At 75.2% G+C, this 15,951-nt stretch carries 12 protein-coding genes; 3 read left to right on the forward strand and 9 right to left on the reverse strand.

Annotated elements, in window-relative coordinates; translation table 11 throughout:
* Positions 1-83 precede the first annotated feature (83 nt).
* From DBP14_RS06555 to DBP14_RS06580, 6 genes are all read right to left on the reverse strand, one after another.
* Positions 84-3,125, reverse strand: coding sequence for a type I polyketide synthase (locus tag DBP14_RS06555; protein ID WP_241740832.1), 3,042 nt, complete (start codon positions 3,123-3,125; stop codon positions 84-86).
* Positions 3,125-3,424 (reverse strand): acyl carrier protein, encoded by a 300-nt coding sequence (locus tag DBP14_RS06560; protein WP_129306089.1) that lies wholly within the window; start codon positions 3,422-3,424, stop codon positions 3,125-3,127. Before DBP14_RS06560 ends, DBP14_RS06555 begins: the two co-directional genes overlap by 1 nt.
* A gap of 55 nt (positions 3,425-3,479) precedes the next feature.
* On the reverse strand, positions 3,480-5,210 hold the full coding sequence (locus tag DBP14_RS06565) for an acyl-CoA dehydrogenase family protein (RefSeq protein ID WP_129306090.1): 1,731 nt from the start codon (positions 5,208-5,210) through the stop codon (positions 3,480-3,482).
* Entirely contained in the window at positions 5,204-7,012 is a 1,809-nt protein-coding gene (locus DBP14_RS06570) for a fatty acyl-AMP ligase (RefSeq protein WP_129306091.1), read from the reverse strand. Before DBP14_RS06570 ends, DBP14_RS06565 begins: the two co-directional genes overlap by 7 nt.
* Before the next feature lie 146 nt (positions 7,013-7,158).
* Entirely contained in the window at positions 7,159-8,466 is a 1,308-nt protein-coding gene (locus DBP14_RS06575) for a carotenoid oxygenase family protein (RefSeq protein ID WP_129306092.1), read from the reverse strand.
* Positions 8,463-9,023 (reverse strand): hypothetical protein, encoded by a 561-nt coding sequence (locus DBP14_RS06580; RefSeq protein WP_129306093.1) that lies wholly within the window; start codon positions 9,021-9,023, stop codon positions 8,463-8,465. Before DBP14_RS06580 ends, DBP14_RS06575 begins: the two co-directional genes overlap by 4 nt.
* Positions 9,024-9,119: 96 nt before the next feature.
* On the opposite strand from DBP14_RS06580, the gene DBP14_RS06585 reads away from it, so the two are divergent.
* On the forward strand, positions 9,120-9,632 hold the full coding sequence (locus tag DBP14_RS06585) for a PadR family transcriptional regulator (RefSeq protein WP_129306094.1): 513 nt from the start codon (positions 9,120-9,122) through the stop codon (positions 9,630-9,632).
* A gap of 89 nt (positions 9,633-9,721) precedes the next feature.
* On the opposite strand, the gene DBP14_RS06590 is transcribed toward DBP14_RS06585, so the two are convergent.
* The 3 genes from DBP14_RS06590 to DBP14_RS06600 all read right to left on the reverse strand — a co-directional run bounded on the left by DBP14_RS06590 (position 9,722) and on the right by DBP14_RS06600 (position 14,085).
* A complete protein-coding gene (locus tag DBP14_RS06590) occupies positions 9,722-11,476 on the reverse strand; it encodes a SpoIIE family protein phosphatase (RefSeq protein ID WP_129311723.1) in 1,755 nt (584 codons plus the stop codon).
* A gap of 414 nt (positions 11,477-11,890) precedes the next feature.
* Entirely contained in the window at positions 11,891-12,589 is a 699-nt protein-coding gene (locus tag DBP14_RS06595) for an alpha/beta fold hydrolase (protein ID WP_129306095.1), read from the reverse strand.
* A gap of 119 nt (positions 12,590-12,708) precedes the next feature.
* Entirely contained in the window at positions 12,709-14,085 is a 1,377-nt protein-coding gene (locus DBP14_RS06600; RefSeq protein ID WP_129306096.1) for a deoxyribodipyrimidine photo-lyase, read from the reverse strand.
* A gap of 287 nt (positions 14,086-14,372) precedes the next feature.
* Here DBP14_RS06600 and DBP14_RS06605 point away from each other — a divergent pair, with 287 nt between their 5' ends.
* Positions 14,373-14,957, forward strand: a complete 585-nt coding sequence (locus DBP14_RS06605) for a sigma-70 family RNA polymerase sigma factor (RefSeq protein WP_129306097.1) — start codon at positions 14,373-14,375, stop codon at positions 14,955-14,957.
* Positions 14,954-15,703 carry an anti-sigma factor gene (locus DBP14_RS06610; protein WP_129306098.1) on the forward strand — a complete coding sequence of 250 codons (750 nt, stop codon included), beginning with the start codon at positions 14,954-14,956 and terminating at the stop codon, positions 15,701-15,703. The genes DBP14_RS06605 and DBP14_RS06610 overlap by 4 nt, the downstream gene beginning before the upstream one ends.
* The last annotated feature ends 248 nt before the right edge of the window (positions 15,704-15,951 follow it).

Genomic DNA, 15,951 nt, shown 5'->3' on the forward strand with positions numbered 1-15,951 from the left:
CAGTTGAAAGCCGAACGATACGGCCTGGGGTGCGCGCGCACCGCACAGCAGCACGCGTGTTCCCGCGGCCCGGGCCCTGCCGCTCATGCCCCGACCCCCTCGGTGAGATGCCCGCCGAGGAACTGGGCGAGGGTGCCCACCGACCTCAGGGCGGGCAGCAGTTGCTGCACGGAGACCTCGCCGAGGTGCGGCAGCCGGGCCTCGATGCGGTCCTTCAGCTGCATGATCATCACGGAGTCGAAGCCGAGGTCCTCGTAGAAGCGGGCGGTGGCCACGACCTGTTCCAGCGGGTACGACCCCACCTCCGCGACGGCGTCGACGACGGCGGCCAGCACCGGATCGCGGTCCCTGGACACCGGGTCGCTCGCCCGGGGCGCGGCGGACGCCGGCCGGGGCTGGGTGGCGGTGGGCCGGGGCCGCTCGGCCGGCTCGGCGTCGGGCCGGGCCGGCGCCGTCCAGTAGCGGTGGGCGGTGGAGAAGGAGTAGCCGCGCAGTTTCTCGGGGGAGCCGGCGGTGCTGTCGGGGTCGTACAGCCGCTCCCAGTCGGGGTCGAGTCCGGCGCGGTACAGCCGGGCGACCAGCTCGGCGAGGTCGGTGGCGCCGGCCTCCGGGCCCGGGGCCGGGTGCAGGAACTCCACGCCCGGCCCGAGTCCGGCGCGGCCGGCCAGCGGCAGCAGCTGCGGGCGCGGGCCGATCTCGATCAGATGGGTGGGCGCGCAGACGGTCTCCAGGTCGGCGAGCGCGTCCGCGAACAGCACCGGGGACTCGGCCTGGTCGGCCCAGTACGCGGCGTCCATGCGCTCGGCCGGGTCGAGGAGCCGGCCGTAGCGGGTGGAGAAGACGGGGATCTCGGGCGGCTTCGGCTCGGTGCCGGCGGCGGCCGAGCGGAGCCGGTCCAGGGCCGGGCGGACCATCGGGGAGTGGAAGGCGAGCGGCGCCTGGAGGTCGCGGACGCGTATCTGGGCCTCGCGCAGGGTCTCGGCGATCCGGGCGAGGGCCTCGGCGGTGCCGGACAGCACGGTGTCGCGGGGTCCGTTGAGGGCGGCGAGGTGCGCGTCGGGTTCCTCGGCGAGCAGCTGCCGTACGGCGTCGGGGCCGGCCTGTACGGAGAGCATGGCGCCACCGGCGGGCAGGGCGTGCATGAGCCGGCCGCGGGTGGCGACCAGGTGCGCGGCCTCGTCCAGGGTGAGCACGCCGGCGGTGACGGCCGCCGCGAACTCGCCGACGCTGTGCCCGAGGACGGCGGCCGGCCGGATGCCGAGCGCGGTCAGGGTGGCGGCGAGGGCGTACTCGACGGCGAACAGGGCGGGCTGGGTGAGCTCCCCGGCCACGGCGTCGTCGTCGCCGGAGCCGGCGGACAGGAGCCGGTCGCGCACCGAGGTGTCGGTGTACGGCCGCAGGGCCGCGTCGGCCGCGTCGAGAGCCTGCCGGTAGGTGTGGGAGTCCTGGTGGAGCGCGGCGGTCATGCCGGGATACTGGGCGCCCTGCCCGGAGAACAGGAAGGCCACCGTGGGCAGACTCCAGGGGCGGTGCGCGACCTGTTCGGGCAGCCCGCCCCGGGCCGCCTCGCGCAGCGCCGCCGCCAGCTCCTCGGTGTCCCGGGCGGCTGTGGAGAAACGGTACGGCAGACCGGTCTTGACCCGGTTGCTCTGCCGGCACAGCGCGGCGGCGGAGGTGCGCGGGCGGCGGGCGACGGCGTCCGCCTGCTCGGTGAGGTTGCGGATCAGGGCGGCCGGGGTGTCGGCGGTGAGCGTGAACACGCCGGCGCCGGGCCGGGCCCGGCGGGCCGTCGTGCGCGGGGCCGGCCGGGGCGCGGAGCCGAGGACGGCGTGCGCGTTGGTGCCGCCCATCCCGAAGCTGGACAGCCCGGCCACGACCGGGGCCGGCGGCAGCCTGAGCGGCGACTTCAGCAGCCTGAGGCCCCGCTGGGAGAGCCGGAGCTGCGGGTTCTCGCGGTCGGCGAAGCGGCTGGCGGGCACGATCCGGTGGTGCAGCGCGAGGGCGACCTTGATCAGCCCGGCGATCCCGGCCGCGCCCTCGGTGTGCCCGAGGTTGCCCTTGACCGAGCCGATCGCCAGGGGTTCGTCGCGGCCCTCCGCGTGCAGACTGCCCAGCGCGGCGCATTCGATGGTGTCGCCGAGCGCGGTGCCGGTGCCGTGCGCCTCGACGAACGCCACCTCGCGCGGCTCCACCCGGGCGCGTTTGCAGGCGGTGGCCACGACCTGCTCCTGCGACCAGCGGTTGGGCGCGGTGATGCCGTTGCTGCGGCCGTCCTGGTTGACGGCGGTGCCCCGGATCACGGCGTAGACCCGCTGCCCGTCGGCGACGGCGTCGGCGAGCCGGCGCAGCACGACCAGGCCGACGCCCTCGCTGCGCCCGATGCCGTCGGCGTGCAGGCTGAACGGCTTGCAGCGCCCGTCGGCCGCGGCCAGCCCCAGCTGGTGGTAGACCAGCCCGAGCGCGGGTGACATCACGAGGTTGACCCCGCCCGCGAGGACGGTGTCGCACTCCCCCGACAGCAGTGCGCCGACGCCGAGGTGCACGGCGACCAGCGAGGAGGAGCAGGCGGTGTCGACGGCCATGCTGGGCCCGGTGAAGCCCAGTTGGTAGGAGATCCGGTTGGCGGTCATGCCGGCGCTGCTGCCGGCGCCGAGCTGGGGGGTGACCCTGTCGTAGTCGCCGAGGTGCAGCCGGCCCCACTCGCCGCCCATGACGCCGACGTAGACGCCGGTGCCGCTGCCCGCCAGCGCGCCGGGGGCCACGCCGGAGTCCTCCACGGCCCGCCAGGCGCAGTGCAGCAGCAGCCGCTGCTGGGGGTCCATGGCGGCGGCCTCGCGGGGCGGCACGGAGAAGAACTCGTTGTCGAACACGTCGGCGCCGTCCAGGAATCCGCCGCGGTCGAGCCCGGCGCGGGCGGCGCCGTCGGCGGCCGGGAACGCGGCCGGGTCCCAGCGCTCCGGGGGCACCTCACCGATCGCGTCGCCGCCGCGCAGCAGCAGTTCCCAGTAGGCGTCGGTGTCCCGCGCGAGCGGGAAGGCGCAGTCGATCCCGACGATCGCGACGCCGTCGCCGTAAGCGGGCCCGTCCGTCATCGCCGCTCTCCGCCGGTCCGGCCCGTCCGTCATCACCGCTCCCCGTTCGCGCCGGGCGCGGGGGCCTGGACGGCGAGGAACGCGAGAAGGGCCTGCACGGTGGGGTGGTCCCACAGCAGGGTCGGCTCGACCATCAGGCCGAACTCGTCCTCCAGGTCGCCGCACAGGCTCAGCGCGCACACCGAGTCCATGCCGTACTCGGCCAGCGGCACGGTCGGGTCGATGGTCTCCGCGTCCCGGCCCAGGTAGAGCGCGACCCGGTCGAGGAGCCAGCCGCGCGGCACGGCGGAGTCGGGGGTGTAGAGGGACTGCGGGTGGGTCGGTACGTTCATGGCCGAACGCCTTTCGCTGGGATTCGCCGGTCCGGGATGCCTTCTTGGGGCGCGCTCATCCCGGCAGCGGGGTGTCGTAGAGGTCGTAGGAGCGGCGGTCGCTGAAGCGCAGCTGCACTTCGTGGCGGACCCGCAGCTCGCACTCGGCCGGCAGGTCGGGCGCCGGGGCGCCGAGGCGGCGGGCCAGGCGGTGCAGGGCGGCCGCCGCCCAGGCCGGGTCGGCGAGGAACGGATCGGAGCCGTCCTGGTTGTGCCGCCACACGCCGAGCACCGCGGCGGCGGCGAGCAGATGGGCGTAGCGGTCCATGAGCGGGAACGGGGCGGCGCCGGGTTCGGGGCCGAGGGCGAGGACGCGGGCGCGCAGGTCGCGGAACTCGTCGACCAGGGTCAGCGCCAGGTCGCGCAGGGCCCGTTCGACGGCGCCGGTCCCCGGTGTCTCGGCGGCCACCGCGAGCAGGGTGGCGCTGAGGCTGTCCCGCCCGCAGGCGAGCGCCAGCCGGTCCGGGTCGAACGGGGGCAGCGGGTCGCGCGGCCGGAACAGTGCGGCGGGCGCCTCGTCCTCGACGAACCAGGAGCGGCGGGCCAGGCGCGGCAGCTGGGGGATGATCGTGCCCTGGCAGGCGACGGTCCCGGCGTGCCCGAGGGTGACCATGGGCACGTCCCGCAGGTGCTTCTGGAAGATGCCGAGGGTGCCCTCGCGGGTGTAGAGGCCGGCGCCGAGGACGATCGACAGGTCGTACATGGTCTCGGTCAGCATGCGCGGCAGCAGGTACTTCACGGCGGCCGAGTAGACGCTGGTCTGCTCCGGCAGGACGTGGATGGCCCGGGTGGCGACGGTGGCGAGGGCGTCGTAGAGCAGCAGGTTGACGAAGGCGCCGGTGATGGTGGCGGCGGTGCGCTGGGAGTCGGAGCCGCCGGTGGACCAGCCGCCGCCGCGGTGTTCGTGGTCGAAGGCGACGGCGGTGCGCAGGCTGGTGTCGACGGCGGCGAGCACCATCGAGGAGATGACGGTGCGGGTGATCTGGAAGGAGCGCTGTGCGATCGGCACGCCGTCGCCGACGGGCCCGAGCAGGGCGTCGGCGGGGACGGGGCAGTCGTCGAAGTCGACCCCGCCGAAGACGCAGCCGCGCAGCCCCAGCGAGGTGTGCCGGCGCAGGAGTTCGGCCCGGCCCTCCGGGAACCGGGTGGGGTCCAGGAGGACGGCGGTGTGGCTGCGCCGGCCGGGGGCGGGGTCGGTGCGGGCGAACAGCACCAGGGCGTCCGCGCGGTCGAGGTTGTTGATGACGGGCTTGCGGCCGCTGAGCAGCAGCCCGCCGCCGGGCGCGGGCCGGGCGGAGACCTGGCTGCGGACGTAGTCGTTGCTGTGGGCGGTCTCCAGCTGGGCGATGGCCGCGCGGGAGCCGCGCAGCAACTGCCGGGCGAGGGCGGTCTGCTGGTCCTCGGTGCCGGCCATCCACACGTCGGCGGCGGCCATGAAGGACATCGCGCCGTACCCCATGCCGAGGCCCACGTCCCGCCGGAAGACCGGGCGCATGACGCGGACCAGGGTGTCCATGGAGGTGAGCCGGCCGCCGAGTTCGACGGGCACGTACTCGCGGTGCATGCCGGCCCGGTCGAGGGCGTCCTCGCCGGGGACGCTGCGCACGGCGTCCCGGTCGGCGTCCAGCAGGGCCGCGTAGCCGCACGGGTTGGCCGGGTCGCCGGGGTCGCCGAGGAGGTCCTCCACGGCGGCCACCCGGCGCTGCGCCTCGGCCTCGCGCACGGGCGCGGCGGTCAGGGTCACCATGCGCCACCGCCGGCGGTGGACTGCAGCAGCCCCTCCCCGAGCAGGACGTCCCCGGCGCGGGCGAGCGCGCGGACGGCCGGGTCGAACACCTCGTACTCGCCGTGCACCTCGCCGGCGAGGAACTCGCGCCGCATGAGGGTGCGCTGGACCTTTCCGCTGGTGGTGCGGCGGACGGTGCCGGGGCGGACGAGGAGCACGTTCCCGGCGGGCACGTGGAACTCCTTGCCGATCAGCTCCTGGATGCGCTGGGCGAGTTCGCGCAGCCGGGGTCCGTCGAGCTGCTCGCCCCGCACCTCCTGGACGAGGACGAGCTGTTCGCGGCCGGCCTCGACGGAGAACGCGGCGCCGCTGCCCGCCGCGAGCGCGGGGTGCAGGGCCTTCACGGCGTACTCGACGTCCTGCGGGTAGACGTTCCGCCCGTTGAGGATGACGACTTCCTTCAGCCGCCCGGTGACGTACAGCTGCCCGTCGTCGAGGACGCCGAGGTCGCCGGTGCGCAGGAAGCCGTCCTCGCCGGTGTCCAGCACGCCCTGGAAGGTGGCCTCGGTCTCCTCGGGCTTGCCGTAGTACCCGGCGGCGACACTGTCCCCGCGCAGCCAGATCTCCCCCACGGCGCCCTCGGGCAGTTCACGGTAGCCGACGGGGTCGACGATGCGGACGTCGAAGTCGGTGACGCGGCCGCTGGAGACCAGGGTGCGGGACTCGCGGCCCGCTTCGGCGGGGGCGACGACGTCCCGGGCGAGGGCGGCCGCGTCCGCGTCCCGGCGCCGGAAGGCCTCTCCGCGCACGCCGCCGGAGACGACGAGGGTGGCCTCGGCGAGCCCGTAGCACGGGTACATCGCCTCGGCGGCGAGGCCGGCGGCGGCGAAGCGGCGGGCGAACGCGTCGAGGGTGTCGGCGCGCACCGGCTCGGCCCCGTTGAGGGCGAGGCGCCAGCGGGACAGGTCCAGCCGCGCGAGCGCCGCGTCCGTGACCCGGCGCAGGGCGAGGTCGTAGCAGAAGTTGGGGCCGCCGCCGATGGTGACGCCGTACTCGTCGATGGCCTGCAGCCAGCGCACGGGGCGCTTGATGAACGCGGTCGGCGACATCATCACCGAGGCGCTGCCCAACCAGAGCGGGTGCAGCAGGTGCGCGATGAGCCCCATGTCGTGGTAGAGCGGCAGCCAGCCGCCGAACCGGTCGGCAGGCGTGGTGTCCAGCACCCGTTGCAGGGCGGCCTGGTTGGCGAGCAGGTTGCGGTGGGTGACCATCACGCCGCGCGGCTCGGACACCGAGCCGGAGGTGTACTGCAGGAACGCCAGGTCGTCCGGGCCGGTGGCGGGCGGCTCCCAGGCCTCGTCGGCGTCGGGCAGGGCGTCGCTCGCGACGCACACCACGTCGTCGGCGCAGCCCTCGGTCGCCAGCCACAGGGCGACGTCCGGCGCGCTGGCCCGGTCGGTGAGCACGACCCGCGCACCGCAGTCCCGCAGCATCGCCGAGCTGCGCCCGAGGCGTCCCTTGGTGTTGCCCTCGGGCAGCGGCGCGGGCACGGCCACGGCACCGCTGTACAGGCAGCCGGTGAACGCCTTGAGGAACTCAAGGCTCCCCGGGTACATCAGCAGCACGGGCCGGCCGGTCATGCCGTGCGCGCGCAGCGCGCGGGCGATCCGGCGCCCGGCGCGGTCCAGTTCCCCGTAGGTCAGCCGCTCGGCGGCCGGTCCGGCCGCGGTGTCGCGGAGTTGGATGTGTACGTCATCGCCCGCGAACTCGGCGCACCGGGTCCGGACGAGGTCGGTGAAAGTGGCGAAGCGTGACAACTGCATCCCCCTCGCATGTCCCGCATGGTCCCGCATGGTCGCGTAACCCATGTCGCCCTGGATCTTGCGACGGCCGCCTAAAGGGGCGCTTGCACGCACCATCCGGACATGCGGGGCTCGGCGGTTGTGCCGGGCGGGGGCCGGGCCGGGCCTCAGTCCGGCAGCCAGTTGCCGTGGAAGCCGAACGGCACGCGGGCCGGCAGGTGCACCGTGGCGACAGGGCCGGCGGCGAGGTCGCCGGCGTCCAGCACGACGAGGTCACTGCGGTCGGTGGCGGCGTCGTACACGTACGTCATCAGGTAGCCGGGGCCGCCGGGTGTGGCGTCGGCGGGGGCGAAGGCGGCCTCGCCGGGGGTGCGGTCGGGCCCGAAGTCGTGGGTGGTGGCCGCGCCGGTGGCCAGGTCGTAGCGGACGAGGGTGCTGTCGCAGGTGATGTGGCCGTGGGCGGCGGCGAGGCCGGTGAGCCGGTCGTCGACGCGGGGGAACTCGCCGGGCCGGTCGTCGACCTGCTCCTCGCGGACGGTGCCGCGCGCCGGGTCGACGGTCCACTTCCACAGCACGGCGTCCTTGGGGGGCGTGAGGCCCTGTTCGGTGCGCCGCCAGATCTCGTCGTACCGCATGACGTGGAGCACGATGCCGCCGTCGGGGGCGTCGTAGGCGTTCAGCGAGTGGAAGACGTAGCAGGGGTCGACGGGGAACCAGCGGACCTCGCCGTAGGGGTCGTCGCGGCGCAGCACGCCCAGCCGGGCGCCGTAGCCGTCGTCCCAGCAGTAGGGCATGGTGCCGCCGGCCATCGCGAGGTCGAGGTCGAAGACGACGGGCAGGTCGAGGAAGACGATGTGCTCGGCGGTGAGGCAGAAGTCGTGCAGCATGGTCGCGCCGGGCACCTCGATGGGCCGGCTGACCGCCAACTCGCCGTTCGCGTCGGCGCGGTGGTAGGTGAGGTGCGTGGGCTCCAGGACGCCGTAGCCGAAGAAGTGCAGTTCGCCGGTGGCCGGGCAGGTCTTGGGGTGGGCGGTCATGGCGGTGTGCAGCCGGCCGCCGAAGTCGTAGACGCCCTTCGTGTCCAGCTCGGGGGTCAGTTCGTAGGGCAGGGCCGTCTCGACGAGGGCGAGGGTGTGGCCGGCGTGCCGGACGACGTGGGTGTTGGCCGGGCCCGCGGTGAGGTCGCGCCGCCCCTGGTCGTCGTACATCCGCGCCCCGTCGGTGAGGGTGCTGGTGCGCACCCACCGGTTGCGGTACGAGGCCGCGCGGCCGTCCTCGATCCTTAAGCCGTGGACCATCCCGTCGCCGAAGAACCAGTGTCCGGAGGCGGCGTCGGCCGGGTTGGGGCCGTTGCGCACGTACCAGCCGTTCAGCTCGGGCGGGAGCGTGCCGGTCACCGGCAGGTCGTGGGCGGTGAGTTCCTCGGTGACCGGGGCGTAGTTACCGGCGAGATGGCGGGGGGTGGGGGCGGTCATCGGGCCACCTGCCCGGCCTTGGCCTGGACGTAGGCGATGTAGCGGACGGTGAAGACCATCGGGACGACGAAGCCGGCGATCTGCACGATCGTGGCGGTGGAGGAGTGCGGGTGCCCGGCGTGCGCGACCAGGGCGAGGACGACCGCGGTGACGGCGAACGCCAGGGTCCATACGGCGGTGATGACCACGTTGGTCCGGATGAACGGCTTCAGTCCCCACACCTCGCGCGGGGTGGTGCGCTTGGCGATGCCCAGGGTGAACGGCTTGCCGATGGCGAGCGAGACACCGGCGATGACGGCGAGGACGCCGGAGGAGAGGGCCGCGGAGTAGTCGTGGACGCCGGAGTGCGGGTCGGCGAAGGCGATGACGGTGAGGGCGGCGAAGAAGACCGCCGAACCGCACTCGATGATCAGCGCGTCGAACCCGGTTCCGGTCCGGCGCTGCTGGGCGATGATCGCGACGGCGACGAGCAGCGCGGCCAGGGCGCCCCACTGCCAGCTGCCCGAGGGGAACACGGCGAAGACGATCCACGGCAGAAACGTGCGCAGGTACGACATTGATCTCTCCCATTCCGGTGCGGGATTCCTCTCCCGACATGTCAAAACTAGAAGGTCCTCTAGCGACATGTCAAGAGTGGAATGTAGGGTGGGGGCATGAGCCTGAGACACGCACTCCTCGGCCTGCTCTCGGAGCGCCCCGCGAGCGGCTACGACCTGCTGAAACGCTTCGACACCTCGTTGGCGAACGTCTGGCCGGCGACCCAGAGCCAGATCTACACCGAGCTGACGAAACTGGCGGGCACCGGCCTGATCACGGTCGCCGCCGAGGGCCCGCGCGGCCGCAAGGAGTACGCCCTCACCGAGGAGGGCCTCACCGAACTGCGGCACTGGCTGACCGAGACCAAGCCCCAGCGGACCACCCGCAGCGACGTGCTGCTGCGCGTGTTCTTCCTCGGCGTCCTCGAACCCGAACAGGGCCGCGCCTACCTCGCCGACCTGGCCGGGCAGTCCGCCGAGGCGTACGACGAGCTGCGCGCCCTCGCCGACTCCATCGACTGGGACGACGACGACCTCTCGGTCCACGGCCGCATCGCCCTGGAGTACGGCCTGCGCTTCCACGAGATGCGCCGGGAGTGGGCGGCCTGGGCGGCGGGGCAGCTGAAGTAGGGCGGCCGGGCGCCTTGGGCGGCGGGCCGGCTCATGTCGCGCCGCGGGCGCCGGGCCGGCTCATGTCGCGCCCCGGGCGCCGGGCCTGCTCATGTCGCGCCGCGGCCGTTCGGGAGGTCCTGTTCGACCCAGACCACCTTGCCCTCGGGGATGCGGCACGAACCCCAGCGCCGGCACAGCATGTTGATCAGCTGCAGGCCCCGGCCGCCCTCGTCGGACTCGGTGGCGTGCTGGATCTGCGGCAGGTCCGGGCCGCGGTCGGAGACCTCCAGCATCAGCCGGTCGTGCCGCAGCATGCGCAGTTCGCCGGGGGCGCCGCCGTGCCGCAGCGCGTTGCCGATGAGCTCGCTGACGACCAGCTCGCTGACGTCCGCCAGTTCCTCCAGCTCCCAGTGGCGGAGCTGTTCGGTGACCAGGCGGCGGGCGGTGCCGGCGGCGGTGCCGTCCGGGGGCAGCCGCCAGACCCGCATGTCGCCGCCGAGCGGCTCGGGCCGGCCCGCGGCGACCAGCAGCACGGACTCGTCGTAGCGGTTGCCGGTGTTCGGCACGGTCCGGGTCAGCCGGCAGCCGTCCAGGTCCTCGCCGGAGAGCCCGGCGGCGGCGGCCCGCAGCCCCTCCAGCTGCTCGTCGATGTCCTCTCCGCTGCGGCGGGTCTTCACCAGCCCGTCGCTGTAGAGGACGAGCCGTCCGCGGGCCGGGACGGTCAGGCAGGCCGCGTCGTACGGGATGACGCCGGCGCCGAGCGGGGCCCCGGCCGGCACCGGCGCGTACTGTGCGCTGCCGGGCTCCGGGACCAGCAGGGGCGGCGGATGGCCGGCGCTGGCCAGGGTGTAGGTGGCGGTCGCCGGGTCGTAGACGGCGCACAGACAGGTGGCGACCTGGTCGTCCTCCAGGTCGCGGGCGGCCAGGTCGAGGCGGGCCAGCACCCGCTCGGGCGCGATGTCGAGGCTGAGCAGCGCACGGGCCACGGTCCGCAGGCGCCCCATGGTCGCGGCGGCGGGCAGCCCGTGCCCCATCACGTCGCCGACCACGAGCGCGGTGCGCCCGCCGGGCAGCGCGACCACGTCGAACCAGTCGCCGCCGACGCCGTGCGGGTCGTCGGCCGGGGCGTAGCAGCCGGTGACGTGCAGGCCGGCGGTGCTGGGGATGGCGCGGGGCAGCAGGGTGCGCTGCAACGACACGACGTGTTCGCGCTCGCGGCCGTAGAGGCGGGCGTTGTCCACGGAGACGGCGGCCTTGGAGGCGAGCTGGGTGGCGAGTTCCACGTCGGCACGGCCGAAGGGCGGGCTGGCGCCGCAGCGCAGGAAGTCGGCGATGCCGAGCAGCACCCCGCGGGCGACCAGCGGGACGGCGAGGTAGCTGTGCACGCCGGCCTTGCGCATCTGCTCGGCCGCGCTGGACGTCGGGGCGACCCGCTCGAAGTCCGGCCGCCGCATACGGTTCACGACGGCCGCCCTGCGCTCGCTCACGCAGACGCTGTAGACCAGCTTGTTGTGCTCGAAGGTGGAGGGCTCGCCCACCGGATCGGGTTCCAGGTCGCACAGCTCGGCGACGCACGACACGGCCATCGCGCGCATGGCCGGCGCGGTGCCGGCGGTGCCGTGCGCCCCGTCCTCGCCGAGCAGCACCGACTCCAGCAGGTCGACGGCGGCCGCGTCGGCCAGCCAGGGCACGCAGAAGTCGGTGACCTCCTGCGCGGTGCGGCGCAGGTCCAGCGTGGTGCCGATGCTGGTGGACGCCTCGTTCAGCCAGGCCAGCCGGGCGCGGGCGGTCCGCCGGGGGACGACCGGGGACACCACGCCGCGCAGCCGCCGGGGCAGGGTGCCCAGCACACGCCGGTCCATGGCACTCCGCAGCCGGTGGGACACCCCGCCGAGCGGCGCCACCGGCCCGCGCTCCTCAGCGCTCAAGCCCGTGTCCTTCCCACCTCGTCCTCCCCTCCTGGCCTCGACAGCACCCAGTGTGGCGTGCCGGAGGCCCACCCGCACGCCCGCGACGGGGTATCGGGGGCCGGGCTCGGCGGGACGGGGGCGCGGTGCGGCTGCGGCACGCCGGGGGCGCGCGGGGCGCGCGGGCGCGGGCTCAGGGACGCAGCGGGCCCAGGGTGCTGCGGGCCGGGGCTCGGGGCCGCTGCGGTCAGCGGTGGCGCGCGCGATAGCACGGTACGGCGGGCCCGCACCCGGGCGCGTTCGGCGCCGGGCTGGTTCTGGGCGGTCGGCAGGGGTGCCGTCGGTCCGGGCGCGCGCGGTGTCGTGGGGTCAGCGGTGGAGGAGGCCGGGGGCGCCTGGGGCGGTGGTGGTCTGCAGGAGGCCGGTGGTGGAGGGGTGGGCGCGGAGGAGGTCGGTGACGGCCGAGGCGGCGAGGTCGTGCCAGGTCGGGAGGCGGCGGAGCATGGCGTGGTCGCCGCCGCCGATCAGCACCATCCCGGCGCGGGCCCCGGCCGCGCGGGCCCGCCGTACGAAGTGGGCGGCGTCGGCGGAGCTGGTGACCCGGTCGGCGTCGCCGTGGAACACGAGCAGCCGCCGGCCGTCCAGCTGCGCGGCCGGTTCGCCGGGCGGCAGCCAGGGGGCGAGGGCCAGCACCCCGCGCACGGCCGGGTGCCCGGCCACGGCGACCGCGGCCCGGCCGCCCATCGAGTGCCCCACCAGGACGACGGGCACCGGACCGTAGCGGGCGTCCAGCTCGTCCAGGGCGCGCCGGACGTCGTCGGCGGCGGCGCCGTCGTTCCAGCCGCGGTGCCGGTAGCGGACCTCGCCCAGCAGGACGTGGTGCAACGGCAGCCCGGTGGCCACCGCGCGCAGCACGGGCCGCATCCGCAGCGCGGCCAGATGCCAGGGCCGGCAGACGGTGTCGTCCTGCGGCCTGCCCCCGTGCAGGGTGAGAACGGCGGCTCCGGGCCGTTCCGGCGCGTGCCGTACGACCAGTGCCGTCCCGCTGACCGATGTCCGCGTCGTCATCCGCCCCGCTCCCCGCTGCTCCGACCGTCCGCCGCCGTGGGGAATCCGTAGCCGCGCGTCGCCCGGCTTGGCCGGTCCCCCTCCGGTCGTACCGGGGGGCCGTTACCGCGCGCGGTCGCTCATCCCGCCCGGCCGCGCGCCCGGCGGAAGCGGTCCAGCCCCTCCGCCAGGTCCACGACCGGCTCAGGGTAATCCAGGGCGGCCCGCGCCGGACCGGTCAGTTTCCAGGGTTCGTGCACGGCCCTGCCGTCCACGCCGTCGAGTTCGGGCACCCAGCGGCGCACGTACCGGCCCTCGGGGTCGTACCGCTTGCCCTGGGTGACGGGGTTGAGGACCCGGTTGGGGCGGGTGTCGGTGCCGGTGCCGGCCACCCACTGCCAGTTGAGCTGGTTGTTGGCCACATCCCCGTCGACCAGCCAGTGCAGGAAGTGCGCGGCGCCGATCCGCCAGTCGACGTAGAGGGTCTTGGCGAGGAAGCTCGCGGTGAGCAGCCGGGCCCGGTTGTGCATCCAACCCTCGTGGCGCAGCTGCCGCATCGCCGCGTCGATCACCGGGTATCCGGTACGGCCCTCCCGCCATGCCTCGATGTCGGCCCCGGCGGTGCGTTCCGTGCGCCAGTGGTCGTGCCGGGTGCGGTAGTCGGCGTGGGCGGAGGCGGGACGGGCGGCGAGGACCTGGCGGTGGAAGTCCCGCCAGGCGAGCTGCCGTTCGAAGGCCGCCGCGCCCGGCCCGCCGTGGCTCCTGGCGCGGTGCACCAGCTCCACCGGGGACAGGGTGCCGAAGTGCAGGTGCGCGGAGAGCCGGGAGGTGGTGTCGCCGGCCATGTCGTCGCGCGTGTCGTCGTAGGCGTCCAGGCCACGCCGCCAGTACCCGGTCACCCGCTTGCGCCCCTCGCGCTCGCCGCCGGCCGGCAGCGCGGGCGAGACGCCGGTGACATCGGCGCGGCCGGGCAGTTCTTCTCCCGGCACGTCCCCGGGCACGGGCACCCGGCGGGGTGCGGCGACGGCCGCTCGCAGCGGCTGCCGCACCCACTTGCGGTGGTACGGCGTGAAGACCGCGAAGTGGTCGGAGCCGGCCGGGGTCACCTCGCCCGGGGGCACGGCCACGGTGACGGCGTCGTACACGTGCAGGCGACGGCCGTCCGCCTCCAGCGCGCGGCGCAGCCGGTCCTCGCGGCGGGCGGCGAAGCGGCTGTGCCCGGCGCTCACGTGCACCTCCCCGGCGCCGGCCTCCGCCGCCACCCGGCAGACCTCCTCGACCGTGTCGCCCGTGCGCACGACGAGCCGGCCGCCGCGTTCGCGCAGCGAGGCGTCGAGGTCGGTGAGGCAGTCGGCGAGGAACGCGCTCCGGTTGGGCGCCGCGAAGCCGGCCCCCGCCACGGCGGGGTCCCGGACGAACAGCGGGACGACCGCGTCGGCGCGGGCCAGGGCGGCGCGCAGCGGCGGATGGTCGTGCAGCCGCAGGTCGGAGGTGAACAGGACGACGGAGACGGTCATGGCCCCACCTTCTCGCCCCTGCCCCGCGGAACCCGGCATTGTCCGGCCGTCCGGGCCGTCCGGCCGTATCCGGGGATCCTCGGTGGGTCGCGGATGCGGCCAATCCGGGCGGGCGGCAGCCTCGGATTACCCGTGCGATCCATGTATGCATGCCTTTCCCACGTCCCGTGTCGTTCCCGTGTCGGTCCCGCGTCGGTCCTCGTAGCTCCACGTCGGGCCGTGTCGGTCCGCGTCGGGCCGTGTCGGGCCGTGTCGGGCCGTGTCGGTCCGCGTCCCGGAGGAGTCCCGTGAAAGAAGTCGTCCACATCGGCAGAAACCCCGCCGCGGGGCCCGATCTGGAGGAGTTGATCGGCGATGTCGCCCGGGGCGACCGCAAGGCGTTCGCGGCCGTGTACGACGCGGTCGCCGCACCGGTCCACGGCGTGGTGCGCGCGGTGCTGCGGGACCGGGCGCAGTCGGAGGAGGTGACACAGGAGGTGCTGGTGGAGGTGTGGCGCACGGCCGCCAACTACCGGCCCGACCGGGGCAGCGCGATCAACTGGATCCTCACCCTCTCCCACCGGCGCGCGGTGGACCGGGTCCGCTCGGTGGAGGCGTCGGCGGCCCGCGAGGAGAAGGCGGCCCTGCTGGACCGAGTGCCCGAGTACGACGAGGTCACGGAGGAGGTGGAGACCCGGCTGGAGCGGGAGCAGGTACGGCGCTGCCTGCGCACGCTGACCGAGTTGCAGCGGCAGGCGGTGACCCTCGCCTACTACCGGGGCCTGACCTACCGTGAGGTGGCCGAGCTGCTGGCGCTGCCGCTGGGCACGGTGAAGACACGGCTGCGCGACGGGCTGATCCGGCTGCGCGACTGCCTGGGGGTGACCGCGTGACCGCCGCCGACCTGCACACCCTGACCGGCGCCTACGCGCTGCACGCGCTGAGCGCGGAGGAACGCTCGGCGTTCGAACGGCACATGGCGTCCTGCGAGGCGTGCGCGACCGAGGTGCGGGAGCTGTCGGCGACCGCCGGCCGGCTCGGCCTCGCCGCGGCCGTCCCGCCCCGCACCGGCCTGCGGGAGGACGTGCTGCGCCGGATCGAGTCGGTACGGCAGGAGCCGCCGCGCCACACCGGCGCGCGGGCCCCGGCCGCCGTCCGGCGCGGAACCCGGCTGACCCGGTGGGCCCTGGCCGCGTGTCTGGCCGCCGCGGCGGGGCTCGGCGGCGCGACGGTGTGGCAGCACGAGCAGGCCGACCAGGCCCGCCAGCGGGCCGCGCGGGCCGAGCACCGCTCGGACGAGATCGCCGCCGTGCTGGCCGCGCCGGACGCGCACACCACTACGGCGCGGCTGGCCGGCGGGGGCACCGCCACGGTGGTGGTGTCCCGCGACCGGGACCGCGCGGTCTTCGTCGACGCCGGGCTGGCGACTCCGCCGCAGGGCAAGGTGTACGAACTGTGGTTCGACGACCACGGCACGATGCGGCCGGCCGGCCTGCTGAGCCCGGGCCGGGCCACCCAGGCGGTGCTGATGAGCGGCGCGGTGAACGGGGCACGGGGGGTGGGCGTCACGGTGGAACCGGCGGGGGGTTCCTCGCGGCCGACGTCGACGCCGGTCGCGGCGATGCGGTTCGCGGCGTGAGCCGCGGGGGCCGACTCCCTGGGGCCGGTGGCCCGGTGCCCGAGCGAGCCGATGGTGCGGCTCGGGCGCCGGGGCGGCTCACGCCCGGCGCTGTGGTTGGTCGCGCAGTTCCCCGCGCCCCTGACGAGGCACTGCCCCCAGGGCGCCATATCCGCCTGACCCGACGTTGTGGTTGGTCGCGCAGTTCCCCGCGCCCCTGGCGGGGCGCTGGCGCCTGTCTGCCTGCTCCAGGCCGCCCCGGTGCGGCT

Source organism: Streptomyces sp. L2 (assembly GCF_004124325.1).
Classification (GTDB): domain Bacteria; phylum Actinomycetota; class Actinomycetes; order Streptomycetales; family Streptomycetaceae; genus Streptomyces.

Excerpts from the sequence above, each read along its gene's own strand:
- DBP14_RS06560 (WP_129306089.1), bottom strand. The coding sequence starts at position 3,424 with ATGAACGTACCGACCCACCCGCAGTCCCTCTACACCCCCGACTCCGCC.
- DBP14_RS06565 (WP_129306090.1), bottom strand. The coding sequence starts at position 5,210 with ATGGTGACCCTGACCGCCGCGCCCGTGCGCGAGGCCGAGGCGCAGCGC.
- DBP14_RS06600 (WP_129306096.1), bottom strand. The coding sequence starts at position 14,085 with ATGACCGTCTCCGTCGTCCTGTTCACCTCCGACCTGCGGCTGCACGAC.
- DBP14_RS06575 (WP_129306092.1), bottom strand. The coding sequence starts at position 8,466 with ATGACCGCCCCCACCCCCCGCCATCTCGCCGGTAACTACGCCCCGGTC.
- DBP14_RS06585 (WP_129306094.1), top strand. The coding sequence starts at position 9,120 with ATGAGCCTGAGACACGCACTCCTCGGCCTGCTCTCGGAGCGCCCCGCG.
- DBP14_RS06555 (WP_241740832.1), bottom strand. The coding sequence starts at position 3,125 with ATGACGGACGGGCCGGACCGGCGGAGAGCGGCGATGACGGACGGGCCC.
- DBP14_RS06570 (WP_129306091.1), bottom strand. The coding sequence starts at position 7,012 with ATGCAGTTGTCACGCTTCGCCACTTTCACCGACCTCGTCCGGACCCGG.
- DBP14_RS06580 (WP_129306093.1), bottom strand. The coding sequence starts at position 9,023 with ATGTCGTACCTGCGCACGTTTCTGCCGTGGATCGTCTTCGCCGTGTTC.
- DBP14_RS06590 (WP_129311723.1), bottom strand. The coding sequence starts at position 11,476 with ATGGACCGGCGTGTGCTGGGCACCCTGCCCCGGCGGCTGCGCGGCGTG.
- DBP14_RS06595 (WP_129306095.1), bottom strand. The coding sequence starts at position 12,589 with ATGACGACGCGGACATCGGTCAGCGGGACGGCACTGGTCGTACGGCAC.